This is a genomic window from Actinomyces sp. zg328, from assembly GCF_009829635.1.
Lineage (GTDB): Bacteria > Actinomycetota > Actinomycetes > Actinomycetales > Actinomycetaceae > Actinomyces > Actinomyces marmotae.
The window spans coordinates 161,843-177,991 of sequence record NZ_VWPE01000001.1 but is presented as its reverse complement, the minus strand read 5'-3'; the positions used below and the strand labels follow the sequence as shown (position 1 = coordinate 177,991).

Sequence of the window (16,149 nt, the reverse complement as noted above, 5' to 3'; positions counted from 1 at the left end):
AGCCACTGCCGGGCCTCGGGCATGATGGATACTCCTGTGAGAACGAGGAGCCGCATGACCGCCCAACCGATCCCAGGCCCTGCCAATCAGCGCCGGGCCGCCGCGCCCAGGACCTCCCGCCTCGCCGACGCCGCCTCCGGCGCCGGAGGGCCCTTCGCCCCCCGGGGCGTCTCCTTCTCCCCGGTCTCGCCCTCCCTGGCCACCGCCCGCGTCATGGCGGTCCTCCCCCTCCTGCTCCTCCTGGCCGCGGGACTCGCCATCCCCGCGGTCCTCGTGAGCCCCTGGTTCTGGGCGGGAACCGGCGCCGCGATCGTCATCCTCGCCTTCCTGCTGTGGATGATCCCCCGCCAGGTGCGGGCCATGGGCTACGCCCTGGCCGGGGAGCACCTCCTGTGGCGAAAGGGGATCATGTGGCGCCGCATGTCCGTCATCCCCTACGGCCGCATGCAGTACGTCGACACCTCCCAGGGGCCCATCGCGCGCCGCCTGGGCATCGCCGAGGTCAAGCTCCACACCGCGAGCGCCGCCACCGATGCCACCATCAACGGACTGCCCGTGGCCGAGGCCGAGCACCTGCGCCAGATCCTCGCCGAGCGCGGCGAGGAGAGGATGGCCGGCCTGTGAACGGGGCCGCCAAGGCGGGTGGCGCCTCCCGCGGTCCGAGCCCGGCCAGGACCGCTGCCCCCGCTCGCGGCCGGAGCGCGAGAGGCGGCGCGCCGAAGCGCGCGCGCCAGCGCGCCATGAGCCTCCCCAAGGGCCTGAACTGGCGCCACGTCCACCCCATCACCCCGCTGGTCCGCGGGTGGAGGGGCGTCGCCGCCGTCTTCGCCATCGTCTCCTGGCAGGCGCTGGACGACATCAAGGTCGCTATCGAGCTCTACCACCAGTTGCGCGAGGTCGACCCCGGCCAGTACAGCCAGACCGTGCGCGACTGGGCCGCGCAGGCCTCCGGCGGAGACCCCACGACCTGGCTCATCGGCGCTGGGATCATCCTCGGCCTGATCGTGCTCACGATCCTCATGATCCCGTTCCTGTCCTGGCGGGCGATGAGTTACGCCGTCGACGCCGACGCCGTCTACCTGCGCTCAGGGATCCTTGCCAAGCAGCTGCGGATCGCCCGGCTGCCGCGCATCCAGAGCATCGACATCACCCACCCGCTGCTCGGGCGCATCGTCGGTCTGGGACAGCTCTCCGTCGAGGTCGCGGGCGGCGCGGATTCCAAGGTTCTCATCGGCTACCTGCGCACCCGCCAGCTCGAGGCCCTGCGACGGGAGATCCTCGACCTCGCCGCGGGCGCCTCCACGGCGGTGGAACCCGGCCCCCCGGCGGGCGCGGGCATCGGCGCGGGAGCCGGCTCAATCCCCGAGATCAAGGGTTTCGACGACGTCGTGGGCGCGCCCCGGATGCCCGAGGGCGCCCTCAGCGAGACCGAGCACCCCCTCTACGCCGTCGAGCCCCGCGTCCTCATCGGCTCCCTCATGCGCTCGGGGATCGCGGTGTCCGTGCTCCTGTCCGGCATCCTGACAGCTATCGCGCTGTTCTTCATCCTCCGGCAGGAAGCGGACGTCCTGACCGCCCTGCCCGTCATCATGGGCGTCCTCACGCTTCCCATGGCGCTCATCTCCCTGCAATGGGACACCCTCACCCATGGCTGGGGGTTCCGCGCGGCGGCGACGCCCGCGGGCATCCGCGTGCGCTACGGCCTCACCGACGCCACCTCCACGACGCTGCCCCCGGGCCGTGTGCACGCCGTCGGGCTCGTCCAATCAGTGCTGTGGCGGGGCAAGGACTGGTGGCGCGCGGACGCGACCGTCGCCGGCCGCGCCGTCACCCCCTCCGCCTCGAAAAGCGCGAGGAAGGTCTCCACACGGCTGCTGCCCGTCGGCCCGCGCGACCACGCCCTGCGGGCACTGTGGCTGGTGGCGCCCGACCTGGGGACCCCCGACCCCGATGGTCTCCTCGCCGCGGCGCTGACCGGCATCGACGGTGACGGCGCCGGTCCCACCGCCGCGCCCATCGGCTCGACGGAGCGCGGCTTCATCGGCGCGCCCCGCCGCGCCCGGCTCTTCAACCCGATCGCCTGGCGCCGCAAGGCCATCGCCCTGACCGGCACCTGCGTCATCCTGCGCCTCAACCGATGGGCGCGGCGCGTGAGCGTCATCCCCTACGAGCGCATCCAGTCCTTCCGCGTCCTCCAGGGGCCCCTCGCGCGGCGCCGCGGCCTGGCGACCCTCCGATTCGACATGGTCGACTCCGATGTGCCCGTCATCCTGTCGAACCTCGACGCCCAGCATGTCACCGAGCTCTCGGCGCATATCGCCGCGCGGGTGGCCAGGCGGGGCCACGATGAGCGCCTCGACCGCTGGCTCGCCCGCGTCACCGCCTCCAGGTCGTGAGACGATCCTGGCCATGAGCGACGCATCCGAACCCGGCATCCCCGAGTCCCCCGGCCCTTCTCCAGGAGGGGGAGCGGCCCGCCCCGGGCGCCTCGGGGTGGGGGTCATCAGCGCCGGGCGCGTGGGAGCGGTTCTCGGCTCGGCCCTGCGCGCCGTCGAGCATCAGGTCATCGGCGTCCACGCCGTCTCCCAGGCCTCGCGCGAGCGCGCCGAGATGCTCCTGCCCGGCGTGCCCATCCTGGAGGTCGAGAGCATCGTCGAGCGCGCCGAACTCGTCCTCCTCGCCGTCCCCGATGACGCCCTGGGGCCCCTCGTCCAGGGCCTGGCCGAACTGCGCCGTTGGCAGCCGGGACAGCTCGTCGTCCACACCTCGGGCACGCACGGCATCGCCATTCTCGAGCCCGCGCGCCTGTGCGGGGCGATCCCCCTGGCGATCCACCCGGCGATGACCTTCAGCGGTTGGTCCACGGACATCGCCCGCCTCACCGGATGCCCCATGGCCGTCACCGCGCCCGCCGCCGTCCTGCCGATCGCCCAGGCCCTCGCCGTCGAGCTCGGCGGCGAGCCCTTCGTCCTGGGGGAATCCGCGCGCCCCGCCTACCACGCCGCACTCGCCCACGGCGCCAACCACCTCGTCACCCTCGTCACCCAGGCCGTGCGCGCCCTGGAGGCCTCCGGCGTCCCCGATGGCGCCACCACTCTTCGCCCGCTGCTCACCGCCGCGCTCGACGGGGCCCTCCACGAGGGGGAGTCCTCTCTGACCGGTCCCATCGCCCGGGGGGACGCGGGCACGATCACCCGCCACCTCACCGCCCTCGAAGCGCTGGAGGACTCCTCGGGCCGCGGCCTCAACGATGTCACCGCCACCTACCGAGCGCTGGCCCGCGCCACCGTGGATCGCAGGGAGGCCGTCGGCCTGCTCGGCGCCGAGCAGGCCGGTGCCATCAGACGCGCGCTGGAGGCCGGCGAGCCAGGGGCCTGACGAGGAAGGGCGCCCGCTCGCGCCCGGCTCACGCACCCCGTCAGCGGCCCGGCCTCTGCCAAGCGCGCCCGGGCGGGATCGGCTCGGGCGCCCGTCCGCAGTAGTGTGAGCGCCATGACTGGCTCCGTCGTACCGTCCCCCGTCCTGGCCCGCACCCGCGCGGAGCTCGCCGACGCCCTCGCGGGCGACGCCGCGCCGCGCGCCGTGGTGATGACCATGGGCGCCCTCCACCAGGGCCACTTCGACCTCGTCATCGAGGCCGCGCGCCGCGTGGGGGAGTCCGGCACTGTCGTCGTCACGATCTTCGTCAACCCCCTCCAGTTCGCCCCCGAAGAGGACCTCGACGCCTACCCGCGCACCCTCGACGCCGACGTCGCCGGGCTCACTGGCGCGCTCACGAGGGATGACGGCGTCCTGCGCGTGGGCAGGCTCATCGTCTTCGCGCCCACCCCAGAGGTCATGTACCCGGACGGTGAGCCGCGGGTGCGCATCGACCCCGGCCCCATCGCCACGGTCCTGGAGGGGCGCTCACGGCCCACGCACTTCGGCGGCGTGTGTCAGGTGGTGCTCGCCCTCCTGCATCTGACAGCCCCCAGGTGGGCGATGTTCGGGCGCAAGGACGCCCAGCAGCTTGCCATCGTCAGCGCCATGGTCCGCGACCTCGCCGTGCCCGTGGAGATCGTGCCAGTGGACATCCGTCGCGAGCCCGATGGCCTGGCCATGAGCTCGCGCAACGCCTACCTCGGCCCCGAGCAGCGCCAGCAGGCCCTCGCCCTGTCCGCTGCCCTGGAGGCCGGCCGGGCGGCGGCCGACGCGGGGGCGGGCGCGTCGCGCATCCGTGCCGCCGCGCTGGCCCACCTCGAGGCCGCCCCCGGCGTCGAGGTCGACTACGTCGCCATCGTGGACCCGGAGACCTTCGTGGACCTGGCGGGCGCCGGGCTCGGGCTGGCCGGTGGCCCCGAGACGGGGGAGGAGCAGGCGCAGGGCGAGCCGCGCCAGGGACTGCTCGCGCTCGCGGCCCGAGTGGGCTCCACCCGCCTCATCGACAACGCCCGCGTGCCCCTGACGCGCTGAAGGGCACTGATGCCCGCGCCCTCCGCCCCCGCGGCCATCCCGGCTGATTCGCGGTGACCACCCGCGCCCGGACGATGATGACCCCCAGGATCCACTGCGCGCCGTGCCCCCCGGCCGACCTCGACCGCGTCGGCTCGATCACGGTGGATGCCGCGCTCCTGGAGGCCGCCGATCCCCTGCCAGATGAGGGGGCGGGCATCCGCGATGGCGCCAACGGCGATCGCCTGCTCACCAACGTCATCCCCGGCGAGCGCGGCAGCGGCCAGATCCGCGTCAACGGCGCCGACGCCCACCTGGTCAGCCCGGGCGATGCCGTCATCCTCATCGCCTACGGGCGGATGAGCGATGGGGAGGCCCGCGCTACCAGCCGCGGCGCGCTTCTGCACGCTCAGCCCCGGGACACTTCTTTCGCTCCAGCAGCGAAACGTTGCAATCTCGCGGAATAGTGTGATCGGCCGCCACCGCTGGACAGGCGCTCGGAGTCTCCCATGTGCAAACAGGGCGTGAATGCACATCCGAGCTCGCGCCCTTCAGATTTGGATCCCTCGTTTCCGCAGAATTTCAACGTTCTTGGGAAGAGAGATGCGTGGTGAGCGTGCCAACCCGATCATGAAGCCGCTGACGATCCTCACCACGTGCTCCTCCCCGGCCCGGACATCCTCGTACGTGAGTCGCAGCGTTGGGTACCCCAGCGCCCCCGCCGCGCTGACCCGCCTGCGATCGGCCAGGAACTGCTCCTGAGAGCGATGGAACTCGAAGCCGTCCTCCTCGAGGATCAGCCAGCCGTCAATGAGGTGGTCCACCTCGCCAACGCCCTCGATGGGCACGCAGCACTCAACCTCGAAACCAGCGCGTCGCAGCCAGATTCGGACAGGAGTCTCCAGAGGGGAGCGCGTCCTCGGCTCAACCTCCTCCAGTCGCCTCCGGGCGGTGGCGTCATAACGACTGGTCAGTAGATTCCGCAGTTCCTCAACGGTGGTGTCACCCCTGCCCAGGGCGGCATCGGCGACCGTGATCGCCTCCAGCTCGTCGAGGCATCGCAGCGCGCAGGCCACCACCTCGCTCGGGATCACCAGCGGGGCTCCCTCAACGGTGATCGGCGTGATCGTTGACTTCCTATGCAGGACGACGTCATCGAGAGTACGGCTCCGGCTGGGGCGGAACCCGTGATTAGCGGGGATGGCGATATGGGTGCGGCTTGGTGGGTGATCGAGGGGGTAGCCCAGGATCTGGGCGGCGCTGGCGCATGTGAGGCGACCGCGGAACCGTCTCGCGCGCACGACACGGTGATCGGCGCCCGGCGCGACCAGAAGCGTCCTCGATACGAGGCTCAGGGCTCCAGCGGTCACTGCGGCGCTCACGAGATCCTTGTCGGCCAGCGTCTTGGGAAGCTCGTCCAGGTGCGCGGCTCCCCAATGGTCCTCGACCGCGGCGATCAGCGCTGGAAGGTCGTCGTTGGTGGCTGAATCGGTGTGGAGCATCCATCCATCATGCGCGGTCGTCGATCACTCGGAACCGCTGGTTGTGGATTCCCGAGGAGGACGCCACTCATCCACAGGCCCGCGGACTGACTTCGACGCGGATCACGGTGCGGGCCCGGTCCGGCGCGCGTGGAGGAGCCGTAGACTCGGGCCGTGATCGACGAGAACCCCACTGCCCCCGAGGCATCCCCCCTGGCAGACGCTCCTGCGACTCCCGCTGCTGAGCCCCCCGCGCAGGGAAAGCCGAAGCAGCCCAAGGCCGAGCCGAGCCCCGGTGAGCAGTTCGCCATCCGCGCCGGCAAGCGCGAGCGCCTGCGCGCCGAGGGCTGGGAGCCCTACCCCGTCCAGCTCCCGATCACCACCACGATCGCCGCCGTCCGCTCCAAGTATGCGGACCTGGCCGCCGGTGAGGAGACCGAGGACGTCGTGGGCGTGGCCGGCCGCGTCGTCTTCCTGCGCAACACCGGCAAGCTTTGCTTCGTTACCCTGGCCGATGGCGCCGGAACCACCCTGCAGGCGATGCTGTCAGCCAAGTCGTTGCCCGGCCAGGGCCACTCCTCGCTGGCCGCTTTCAAGGCGGACGTCGACCTCGGTGACCACCTCTTCGTCCACGGCCACGTGGGCACCTCCCGCCGCGGCGAGCTCTCCGTCTTCGCCGAGCCGGTCCTGTGCGAGGAGCACGACGCCGCCGACCTGGCCGCAGCGGGCGATGACGCCCTGGAGGTCCCCGCCTGGCGCATCGCCTCCAAGGCCCTGCGCCCCCTGCCCAAGACCTGGACCAACGAGGCCGGCGAGGCCGTCACCCTGTCCGAGGAGCAGCGGGTGCGGCGCCGTGAGCTCGATCTCCTCACCCGCCCGGCGGCCCGCGACATGGTGCGCATCCGCGCCGCCGTCGTGCGCTCCCTGCGCGAGAACTTCCACCGTCGCGACTACGTGGAACTGGAGACCCCCATGCTCCAGGTCATCCACGGCGGAGCCGCCGCGCGCCCGTTCATCACCCACATGAACGCCTTCGACATGGACCTCTACCTGCGCATCGCCACGGAGATCTACCTCAAGCGGGCGGTCGTGGGGGGCGTGGACCGCGTCTTCGAGATCAACCGCAACTTCCGCAACGAGGGGGTCGACTCCTCCCACTCCCCGGAGTTCGCCGCCCTGGAGGCCTATGAGGCCTACTCGGACTACAACGGCATGGCGGAGCTGACCCGCAATCTCGTCCAGCAGGCGGCCCGCGACGCCTTCGGCCTGCCCGAGGGCGGGGAGGTCGTCACACTCGCGGATGGCACCGAGTACGACCTGTCCGGCGAGTGGGCCAAGATCGATCTCTACACCTCCATCTCCGAGGCCGTCGGCGAGGAGATCACCGTGACTACCCCCCGCGAGGATCTCGTCCGCATCGCCGAGAGGCTGGGCCTGGACGTCGACGACTACGCGGTGGCCGGCAAGATCGCCGAGGACATCTTCGAGGTGACCGTCGGCGACTCCCTGTGGGCCCCCACCTTCGTCTACGACTTCCCCGAGGACACCTCGCCGCTGACCCGCTACCACCGCTCCAAGCCGGGGCTGACGGAGAAGTGGGACTTGTACGTGCGCGGTTTCGAGCTGGGCACCGCCTACTCCGAGTTGGCGGACCCGGTGGTCCAGCGCGAGCGCTTCGAGGCGCAGGCCCTCGCGGCGGCCAACGGCGACCCGGAGGCCATGGTCCTCGACGAGGACTTCCTGGTGGCCATGGAGCAGGGCTTCCCGCCCTGCGGCGGCATGGGCATGGGCATCGACCGCCTGCTGATGGCCCTGACCGGTCAGGGCATCCGGGAGACCATCACCTTCCCCATCGTTAAGCGCGGCTGATCACCCGTGAGGCGCCTCAACTCGAGGCTTCGGACTCCCACGCCTTGAGGGCATCGATCACCTCGTCGAGGTACTCATCGACATCCTCCTGATCGTATCCGGCCCGCAGGGGCATCCACAGCGGGTCGAAGACGGCGTTCAGCAGTTGATCGGCGGTCAGGATGCCCGCCCCACCCGAGGTGGCGCTCATCGAGGCCAGGAGAGTCGGTTCCCTCCTCGCCTCCCAGGAGCGCAGGGCCTGTTCGGCCCTCTCCATCGTTGCCTCCACATCCTCGACGGCGTAGCGGGGCCTCAGACGAGTTTTCTTGAAGGACTTGAGTTGGACGTCGCGGCTGGTGACGGTAGGGGTCACGGATATCCAATCGGGTTCGGGAACGGGATTCGGGGTGGCCCAAGTATAGGGGAGGGGCCATATACGCCGGCCCCGGCCCGATCGAGTCGGCAGACTCATGATCGGGGCCGGGGCCCGGGGATAGGAAGCGGTGCCGATTGTGGAGTCGGCCCGCGGGTCGGCGCGCTGCGGCCAGGTATGCTCCCAAGCCGCGCGTGCCTGGTCATGGGCCAGTGGCGTGGAGGCGGTGAACCAGCAGCTCCAGGAGCGCGCTGTCGCGCGATGCTCTGAGACCTCCTTAGCCTGGAGAGTTTCGTGGCCGCCGCGCGCTGATCGGGCGTGACCCGTCAGCTCCAGGCAACCGAGTAGTACTGAGTCTCCTGGAACTCACGGATCCCTTCGCGCGCGCCTTCGCGCCCGATGCCGGACTGCTTGACGCCGCCGAAGGGAGCGGCGGGATCAGACACGAGCCCGCGGTTGACGCCGACCATCCCGACCTCCATGCGCTCGGCCAGGCGCAGCGCCCACCCGAGGTCGCGGGAGAAGACGTAGCCCGCCAGCCCGTAGTCCGTGTCATTGATCCACGTCAGCAACTCGTCCTCATCGTCCCATGTGACGATCGGGGCCACGGGGCCGAAGATCTCGGTGCGCACGATCTCCGCGTCGGGGGCGACGTTGGTGAGGACCCGCACCGGCATGAACGCTCCTGGAGAGTCCTCGGGCCAGGAGGACTCGGCGTGCACGACTGCGCCCTTGGCCACCGCCCTGTCCACCAGGGCGTTGATCGTGTCGCGGGCATCGGTCGTGATCACCGGGCCGATCTGGTTGGCCTCCTCCGCCAGCGCCGGTCCGACCCTCAGGTCGCGGACGATAGTGGAGAACTTCTCGGTGAACTCCTGGGCGACGTCCTGGTGGACGTAGAAGCGGTTGGCGGCGGTGCAGGCCTCGCCGCCTCCTCTGAGCTTGGCCTGGACGGCGCCCGTCACCGCGACGTCGATGTCGGCGTCGGCCGCCACGACGAAGGGAGCGTTCCCTCCGAGCTCCATGGATGACACGAGCACCTTCTCCGCCGCCTGCCTCATGAGCACGCGACCGACCTGGGTCGAGCCGGTGAAGGAGACGGCTCGGACCCGGGGGTCCTCGAGCCACGTCGTCGACACCTCCGCGGCACGGCTCGAGGGCACGATGTTCACCACGCCCGCGGGCAGGCCGGCCCGCAGGATCAGATGGCCCAGTGCCACCGCTGTCAGAGGCGTGAGGGACGCGGGGCGGAGGACCACTGTGCACCCGGCGGCGAGGGCTGGGGCGATCTTGCGGGTCCCCATCGCCGCTGGGAAGTTCCAGGGGGTGATCATGGCGACCACCCCGATCGGCCGGTGGGTGACGATCGTCCGAGTCCCGCCTGCCGGGGAGGAGCCGAAATCACCTTCGGTGCGCACCGCCTCCTCGGAGAACCACCGGAAGAACTCCGCCGCGTAGAGGACCTCCGCCCTGGCATCGTCCAGTGACTTGCCGTGCTCCGCGCTGATGAGCGCCGCGAGCTCCTCCTTCTGCTCCACCATGAGGCTGAACAGGGTCCGCAGCAGTTCTGCGCGCTGCCGGGGCGGGGTGGCGCTCCACGCCGGTAGCGCCTCGGCGGCGGCGTCGACGGCGCGCGCGGCGTCCGCCACAGTCGCGTCCGCGCAGCGCGCGAACACGGCGTCGCTGGCGGGGTCGACGACGTCGAAGGTTCCCCCGTCGGACGCTGCCATCATCCTCCCGCCCAGGAGGATCCCCTCCTCGGGATGGATGCTGCGCAGGTAGTCGGCCAGAGCCGGGTGGGCTCCGAGGGTTGTGTACGCCGCCGCGTCAGCCGGCGCGCTGGGTCTTGTCTCAGCCATGCTGGTGCTCCCTGACCATCGACTTTCGCCTGCCGCGCATCACGGGTAGAGACCGCGGGAGACGTGGGCCTCAGCGACGCGCTTGACCGCCATCGTCGTCGCGGCGGTGCGCAGTGAGAGCCCGTGATCCCGGGAGAAGGCCGTGACCTCGTCCCATGCCCTGTCCATCCTGGCGCGGAGGCGCTCGTTGACCTCGTTCTCGGTCCACCAGTAGGACTGGTTGGCCTGCACCCACTCGAAGTAGGACACGATGACACCACCGGCGTTGGCGAGAATGTCCGGAACGACCAGGATGCCCTTGTCCTCCAGGATCGCGTCGGCCGTGGGAGTCGTTGGGCCGTTGGCGCCCTCGACGATCAGTTTGGCATCGATCGTCGGCGCGGTCTGCTCGGTGATGACCCCCTCGATCGCCGCGGGGACGACCACGTCACAGGGAATCGCGAAGAGTTCGCTCGGAGGGATCGGATCCGCGCCGGGGAACCCTTTGACGGTGCCGGTCTCATCCACGAAGGTCTCTAGCGCGGGGATGTCAATGCCCTTGTCGTTGCGAATCGTGCTGTACACGTCCGCCACGGCCAGGACCTTCACGCCTGCCTCATGCAGGAAGCGAGCGGCGCCCCTGCCGACCTTGCCGAAGCCCTGAACGATCGCGGTGGTCTGCGAGGGCTTCAGGCCGACGCTCTCCATCGCGTTGAGAGTGGTGTAGACGATGCCGCGGGAGGTGGCCGCGGCCCGTCCCTGGGATCCGCCGAGATTGACCGGCTTGCCCGTGACGGTGCCCAGCACGGTGTGCCCCATGGCCACCGAGTAGGTGTCCATCATCCACGCCATGGTCTGCTCGTCGGTCCCCATGTCGGGGGCGGGGATGTCCTTGCCGGGCCCGATCAGAGGGATCAACTCCGAGGTGTAGCGCCGGGTCAGGCGCTCAAGCTCTCGTGTCGAGAGGGCCAGTGGGTCGACCTGGACCCCTCCCTTCGCCCCGCCGTACGGCAGATCGAGAAGGGCGCACTTCCATGTCATCCACATGGCCAGGGCCCGCACCTCGTTGAGGTCCACGTTGGGGGAATAGCGGATCCCTCCCTTCGCCGGGCCGCGAGAGATGTTGTGCTGGACGCGGTGCCCGATGTGCAGCTCCATCGTGCCGTCGTCGCGTCGCAGCGGGATCGCGACCGTCACCTCCTTACGAGCGGTTTCGAGCATTCGGCGCATTCCATCGTCAAAACCGAGGAACTGGATGGCCTCGGCGAGCTGTGTCCGAGCATCGTCGAGGGGATGAGGGGTCGAGGACATGTGACTACCTCCTGGGTTGGTCGAGTGGCGGATCGTGATCCGAAGGCCGGTACGGCCTTGAAGCGTGGGTGGGAGAGGGGGTCAGGACTGGTCCCGGAGCGCCTGCTCAAGGATCCCCATGCCCTCGGCGAACAGCTCGTCGGGCATGGTGACCGGTGGCAGCAGGCGGATGACGTTGCCGTAGGTGCCGCAGGTGAGCAGTATCAGACCGCGTGAGCGCGCGGCCGCCGCGACGGCGGCGGTCAGCGCCGCGTCGGGTTCCTGCGAGACGGGGTCGACGAGTTCAAGGGCCATCATGGCGCCCCTGCCGCGGGCCTCGCCGATGCGCGGGTCCTCCGCCTTCCATCTCTCCATCAGGCGGATGCCGGTCTTGCCGATCGTGTCGGCCCGCTTGAGGAGATCGTGCTCCTCGATCATGTCCAGGGTCGCCAGGGCGGCGGCGCAGGCCACGGGGTTGCCGCAGTAGGTGCCGCCAAGGGCACCGGGGCCGGCGGAGTCCATGATCTCGGCCGAACCGGTGACCGCTGACAACGGCATGCCCCCGGCCAGGCCCTTGGCGGTCGTCACCAGGTCGGGGACGACGCCCTCGTGCTCGCAGGCGAACCATGCGCCGGTGCGGGCGATTCCTGATTGGATCTCGTCGGCGATGAAGACCGCGCCATTGTCATGGCACCAGCGCTGGAGTTCGGAGAGGAAGCCGGGCGCCGGGACGATGAACCCGCCTTCGCCCTGAATGGGCTCGATGATGACGGCGGCGACGGAGGACGCCCCCACCTGCTTCTCGATCTGACTGATCGTGCGCGCGGCGGCGGCCTGGCCGTCCAGCCCGTCGCGGTACGGGTAGGAGCCGGGGACCCGGTAGAGCTCCGGGGCGAAGGGACCGAAGCCGCCCTTGTAGGGGGCCACCTTGGCCGTCAGCCCCATCGTCAGGGACGTGCGTCCGTGGAAGGCGTGGTCGAAGCAGATGACCGCCTGGCGGCCGGTGTGCTTGCGAGCGAGTTTGATGGCGTTCTCGACGGCCTCCGCCCCGGAGTTGAACAGCGCGGTCTTCTTCGGGGAGCTGCCCGGGGTCAGGGCGTTCAGGCGCTCAGCGACGTCGACGTATCCGGCGTACCTCGTGACGGCGAAGGAGGTGTGCGTCAGGTTCTCGGCCTGCTCCCGGATCGCGGCGACGACGGGTGCCGCCGCGCCTCCCACGGTCGTGACCGCGATGCCTGATCCGAAGTCGATGAGACGGTTGCCGTCCACGTCCTCCAGGACACCGCGGTCCGTGCGCCGTGCGAAGGTCGGCATGGCGGCGGTCAGCGCGCGTGGGAGCGCGCTACTAGCGCGTTCGTCAAGGGCGCTGGCCTCGGGGCCGGGCATAGGAGTGGCGAGATGAATGGTCTGGGGCAGCGTTGCCATGTGGACCTCACAGGATGTCGTGACGGGCGGAGATCTGCGTGAGAGCAGAGCGCTCCGGGATGTCGTAGAGACGTGCTCGGCGTTGAGTACCGCTTCAGAATATGCCCGCCTCTGGGGCTGAGCACCTAAGCATGATGCACAAAATCGCGCGAATCCTGTGCGCGATGCACAGAAGCATGCTTGAATCCAGGCATGCTGCTGGTGTCGGACCTCATGAATCGAGCGGAACTGGGGGTTCGCGAGGTGCTCCTGCCCGCGCCGAGCGCCGCTGTCAGGTGGGTCGTGGCGACCGAGCTCCTCCAGCCGGCGTCCTACCTCGAGGGGGGTGAGCTCGTTCTCACCACGGGCCTTGTCATGGCGGATGCCGAGGCGAGCACATGGCGGGAGTACGCGGCCTCACTGGTCGAGGCGGGAGTCGCTGCGCTCGGACTGGGGACCGGCATCGTCTTCGACGCCGTGCCCGAGGATCTGCGCGAGGCCTGCCGGGTCGTGCGGCTTAACCTCCTCGAGGTCCCCCTCGAGGTCTCCTTCGCCTCCATCAGCCGTGAGGTGGGGGCCATGCTTCAGGGGGCCGGGCCCGATGCGGGTGCCGAGGGGGCGGGAGATGAGGAGACCCTGGTCCTGCAGCAGTTGACGCGCGCGGCCGCCAAGGACAACCAGAGCGCGATCATGCGTGCCCTGGCGTCGATCCTCCGGGGGGAGGTGTCCCTGAGGGACGCTACGGGGCGCACGGTGGTCGGCCCCTTCGGCCCGCCGGCTCCAGGGGTCGACGACGAGGTCGCCGAGTGCATCGACAGGATCCGCGCGGGAGGAATGCGGGGAGCCGGGGCGGTGGGGCTCGGTGAGATGCGGTTGGTCGTTCGCCCGGTCGGCGTCACCGGTGAGCCCGAGAACTATCTGACGACCGTCCATCGGGGGGCGCTCACGCGCGCCCAGAGCCTGGGGGCGGACCTCGCCTGGTCGTTCCTGAATCTCATCGCCGAGTCCTCCAAGGCATTCACCGGATGGCTCCTTCAGCTCGTGGGAGCCGCCGCCGGGCATCTCCTGGCGGGCGAGGCCGCGCAGGGGCTGGCCCTGGCCGGCCAGGTCCAGGAGCTCGTCCTCAAGCGCCTCCCATCCCCGGCGCGGCGGTCGATGGCCGGTGCCGGCCTCGACCATCAGTGGCGCGTGATCTGCCTCGAGGGTGCTGGCGGCGCCATCGCCGGGCTCGCCTCGGCGCTGGCCAGGCTGCTCGTCGAGAGGCGGGGGGCCCCGGCGGGGGAGGGGCTTCTATGGCGCGCGGAACGGGGCGGGGCCCGCCTGATGATCCTCGGGGAGGCCGAGCTCGTTCCCGCGCTTCTCGAAGATGGTCGCGTCACGCCATGGACGGGGCGGATGCGGATCGGGGTCAGTGGCCCTGCCGGCATCACCGACCTGCCGCGGGCCGCGCAGCAGGCCCTGTCCGTGTGCGCTGGCGCTCAGCAGGTCGGACGGGCGGTGCGCTGGGAGGCCTCGGGGCCGCCGTCGGTCATGGACCTCCTCGACGAGGACAAGGCCCGCGCCTTCGCCCGCGCTCGACTCGGGGCCATCGTCGAGCAGCCCGAGCTGCTCGAGCTGCTGCGGGTCTACCTGAGCGAGGCGGGGGCGGTTCAGCGCATCGCCGACCGCCTGGGGGTGCATCGCAACTCGGTGTCGGCGCGCCTCGTGCGCCTGCGTCGGGCTCTCGGCGTCGACATTGAGGACGCCGAGCAGCGAGCAAATTTGTGGATCGCATCACACTTTCTGAAGATGTGACGATCCGTCGTCTCGCGCGCGGGCGACTTTTCCCTGTGATGGCGCGGATCTCTCGAGCGCTGAAAGTGATGCTCGACATAGTTGACGCTGTGTGCCTACCATGTGGCCGTCACGTAGGACCTTAGCCCGCGTTGTGGCCGGCATGGACCTGCATGGGCTCGGGCGGTAGAGGCCCGAGCCGCCTGGTTGTTCGACTCTCGACACCTCCCACCTCGACACTGATGTCCCGCCGATGCCAAGAAGCGGAGTGATTCACATGAGCCTTCCCCTCCTCCAGAATTTCATTAACGGAAGATTTGTTGCTGCAGCCACCGACACCGCGGTTGAGGTTGTAGACCCCCGGACGGAACAAGCCGTGGCGCAGTGCCCGGTCTCAGGGGCCGCCGACGTCGATGCGGCCTACGACGCCGCCCTCAAGGCCTTCGAGAGCTGGCGGCTGACAACGCCGGCAGAACGGCAGGCATTCCTGCTCCGGCTCGCAGAAGCCCTGGAAGCCAATGCCGACCGCATTGTTGAGGCCCAGCGCCGCAACACCGGTCAGCTCGCTGAGATGATCCGCGTGGAGGAAGTGCTGACGGGCGCCTCCCAGTTGCGGTTTTTCGCTGGTGCCGCCCGCATCCAGTCGGGTGTTGCCTCAGGTGAGTACGCCGAGGGGCTGAACTCGCAGATCCGTCGAGAGCCTATCGGCGTCGTCGGGCAGATCGTCCCGTGGAACTACCCGTTCATGATGCTCATCTGGAAGGTCGGGCCGGCTCTGGCCGCCGGCAACACGGTGGTGCTCAAGCCCAGCGCCACCACGCCCGAGAGCGCCATTGTCTTCGCTGAGATCGCAGGCGAGATCCTCCCGCCCGGGGTCTTTAACCTGGTGCTTGGCACCGGCGATACCGGGCGCCTCATGAGCGCCCACCCGGTGCCCGGGCTGGTCGCGCTCACGGGATCGGTGCGCGCGGGCTCAGATCTCGCCAAACAGGCGGCTGGCAACGTGACCCGCGTTCACCTCGAGCTCGGGGGTAAGGCCCCCGCCATCGTCTTCGCCGATGCCGACATCGAGGCGGCTGCCGAGGGCATCGCCGCCGCGGGGATGTTCAACTCCGGGCAGGACTGCACCGCCGCCACCCGCGTGTTGGTCGAGGCCTCGGTCGCGAAGGAGTTCACCGATGCGCTGGTGCGTCACGCCGAGTCCCTGCGGACCGGTCCGATTCCCGAGGAGGAGGCGTTCTACGGCCCCCTGAACAATGCCCGTCACTTCGCCTCCGTGCAAAAGATCGTCGAGGAGAGGCCCGCGCACTCCAACCTGCTGACCGGTGGGCACCGCGTCGGTGAGAGCGGGTACTACTACGCGCCCACCATCATCTCGGGGCTCAAGCAGGACGACGCGCTAGTGCAGCAGGAGGTGTTCGGCCCGGTCCTGACCGTTCAGGAGTTCTCCTCCGCCGATGAGGCCCTGTCCATGGCCAACGGCGTGGACTACGCGCTGTCCTCGTCCATCTGGACGACCGACCATCAGCGCGTCCTTCGATTCAGCCGGGACCTGGACTTCGGCTGCGTCTGGGTGAATTCCCACATCCCCCTCGTCGCGGAGATGCCTCACGGCGGATTCAAGCGGTCCGGCTACGGCAAAGACCTCTCGATCTACGGCGTGGAGGACTACACGCGCATCAAGCACGTCATGAGCGCCCTGTGACGCGGC

At 70.0% G+C, this 16,149-nt stretch carries 13 protein-coding genes; 8 read left to right on the top strand and 5 right to left on the bottom strand.

Translation table 11 applies throughout. The features are described 5' to 3' along the window. The first annotated feature begins 54 nt into the window (after nt 1–54). The 5 genes from GVV75_RS00750 (at nt 55) to GVV75_RS00730 (ending at nt 4,898) form a co-directional block, all read left to right on the top strand. Nucleotides 55–624 (top strand): PH domain-containing protein, encoded by a 570-nt coding sequence (locus GVV75_RS00750; RefSeq protein ID WP_159624967.1) that lies wholly within the window; start codon nt 55–57, stop codon nt 622–624. Nucleotides 625–740: 116 nt separating this feature from the next. Beyond that, the gene (locus GVV75_RS00745) at nt 741–2,396 is read left to right on the top strand and encodes a PH domain-containing protein (protein ID WP_159813033.1); all 1,656 of its coding nucleotides are present in this window, start codon (nt 741–743) and stop codon (nt 2,394–2,396) included. Between the two features lie 13 nt (nt 2,397–2,409). Next, nucleotides 2,410–3,378: a Rossmann-like and DUF2520 domain-containing protein gene (locus tag GVV75_RS00740; RefSeq protein WP_236266015.1), complete on the top strand. Its 969-nt coding sequence runs from the start codon at nt 2,410–2,412 to the stop codon at nt 3,376–3,378. A 114-nt stretch (nt 3,379–3,492) separates the two neighbouring features. Further along, nucleotides 3,493–4,452, top strand: coding sequence for a pantoate--beta-alanine ligase (gene panC, locus GVV75_RS00735; RefSeq protein ID WP_159813031.1), 960 nt, complete (start codon nt 3,493–3,495; stop codon nt 4,450–4,452). A gap of 53 nt (nt 4,453–4,505) precedes the next feature. Then, entirely contained in the window at nt 4,506–4,898 is a 393-nt protein-coding gene (locus GVV75_RS00730; protein WP_159625157.1) for an aspartate 1-decarboxylase, read from the top strand. Between the two features lie 84 nt (nt 4,899–4,982). Here the strand turns inward: GVV75_RS00730 and GVV75_RS10200 are convergent, their stop codons facing one another. Next, nucleotides 4,983–5,933, bottom strand: a complete 951-nt coding sequence (locus GVV75_RS10200; protein WP_235904892.1) for a hypothetical protein — start codon at nt 5,931–5,933, stop codon at nt 4,983–4,985. Nucleotides 5,934–6,086: 153 nt separating this feature from the next. Between GVV75_RS10200 and GVV75_RS00720 the strand changes: the two genes are divergently transcribed. Then, nucleotides 6,087–7,781: a lysine--tRNA ligase gene (locus GVV75_RS00720; protein WP_159813029.1), complete on the top strand. Its 1,695-nt coding sequence runs from the start codon at nt 6,087–6,089 to the stop codon at nt 7,779–7,781. 16 nt (nt 7,782–7,797) lie between these two features. Here GVV75_RS00720 and GVV75_RS00715 read toward each other — a convergent pair whose 3' ends face one another. The 4 genes from GVV75_RS00715 to gabT all read right to left on the bottom strand — a co-directional run bounded on the left by GVV75_RS00715 (nt 7,798) and on the right by gabT (nt 12,686). After that, nucleotides 7,798–8,133, bottom strand: a complete 336-nt coding sequence (locus GVV75_RS00715) for a DivIVA domain-containing protein (protein ID WP_159522135.1) — start codon at nt 8,131–8,133, stop codon at nt 7,798–7,800. Nucleotides 8,134–8,459: 326 nt separating this feature from the next. Further along, nucleotides 8,460–9,992: an NAD-dependent succinate-semialdehyde dehydrogenase gene (locus GVV75_RS00710; protein ID WP_159522137.1), complete on the bottom strand. Its 1,533-nt coding sequence runs from the start codon at nt 9,990–9,992 to the stop codon at nt 8,460–8,462. Nucleotides 9,993–10,031: 39 nt separating this feature from the next. After that, nucleotides 10,032–11,282 carry a Glu/Leu/Phe/Val family dehydrogenase gene (locus GVV75_RS00705; protein ID WP_159813027.1) on the bottom strand — a complete coding sequence of 417 codons (1,251 nt, stop codon included), beginning with the start codon at nt 11,280–11,282 and terminating at the stop codon, nt 10,032–10,034. A gap of 81 nt (nt 11,283–11,363) precedes the next feature. Further along, the gene (gene gabT / locus GVV75_RS00700) at nt 11,364–12,686 is read right to left on the bottom strand and encodes a 4-aminobutyrate--2-oxoglutarate transaminase (RefSeq protein ID WP_159813025.1); all 1,323 of its coding nucleotides are present in this window, start codon (nt 12,684–12,686) and stop codon (nt 11,364–11,366) included. Nucleotides 12,687–12,878: 192 nt separating this feature from the next. Here gabT and GVV75_RS00695 point away from each other — a divergent pair, with 192 nt between their 5' ends. After that, the gene (locus tag GVV75_RS00695; protein WP_159717506.1) at nt 12,879–14,459 is read left to right on the top strand and encodes a PucR family transcriptional regulator; all 1,581 of its coding nucleotides are present in this window, start codon (nt 12,879–12,881) and stop codon (nt 14,457–14,459) included. Nucleotides 14,460–14,715: 256 nt separating this feature from the next. Beyond that, entirely contained in the window at nt 14,716–16,143 is a 1,428-nt protein-coding gene (locus GVV75_RS00690; RefSeq protein ID WP_159522145.1) for an aminobutyraldehyde dehydrogenase, read from the top strand. The last annotated feature ends 6 nt before the right edge of the window (nt 16,144–16,149 follow it).

Excerpts from the sequence above, each read along its gene's own strand:
- GVV75_RS00750 (WP_159624967.1), top strand. The coding sequence starts at position 55 with ATGACCGCCCAACCGATCCCAGGCCCTGCCAATCAGCGCCGGGCCGCC.
- GVV75_RS00745 (WP_159813033.1), top strand. The coding sequence starts at position 741 with ATGAGCCTCCCCAAGGGCCTGAACTGGCGCCACGTCCACCCCATCACC.
- GVV75_RS00740 (WP_236266015.1), top strand. The coding sequence starts at position 2,410 with ATGAGCGACGCATCCGAACCCGGCATCCCCGAGTCCCCCGGCCCTTCT.
- panC (WP_159813031.1), top strand. The coding sequence starts at position 3,493 with ATGACTGGCTCCGTCGTACCGTCCCCCGTCCTGGCCCGCACCCGCGCG.
- GVV75_RS10200 (WP_235904892.1), bottom strand. The coding sequence starts at position 5,933 with ATGCTCCACACCGATTCAGCCACCAACGACGACCTTCCAGCGCTGATC.
- GVV75_RS00710 (WP_159522137.1), bottom strand. The coding sequence starts at position 9,992 with ATGGCTGAGACAAGACCCAGCGCGCCGGCTGACGCGGCGGCGTACACA.
- GVV75_RS00705 (WP_159813027.1), bottom strand. The coding sequence starts at position 11,282 with ATGTCCTCGACCCCTCATCCCCTCGACGATGCTCGGACACAGCTCGCC.
- gabT (WP_159813025.1), bottom strand. The coding sequence starts at position 12,686 with ATGGCAACGCTGCCCCAGACCATTCATCTCGCCACTCCTATGCCCGGC.
- GVV75_RS00695 (WP_159717506.1), top strand. The coding sequence starts at position 12,879 with ATGCTGCTGGTGTCGGACCTCATGAATCGAGCGGAACTGGGGGTTCGC.
- GVV75_RS00690 (WP_159522145.1), top strand. The coding sequence starts at position 14,716 with ATGAGCCTTCCCCTCCTCCAGAATTTCATTAACGGAAGATTTGTTGCT.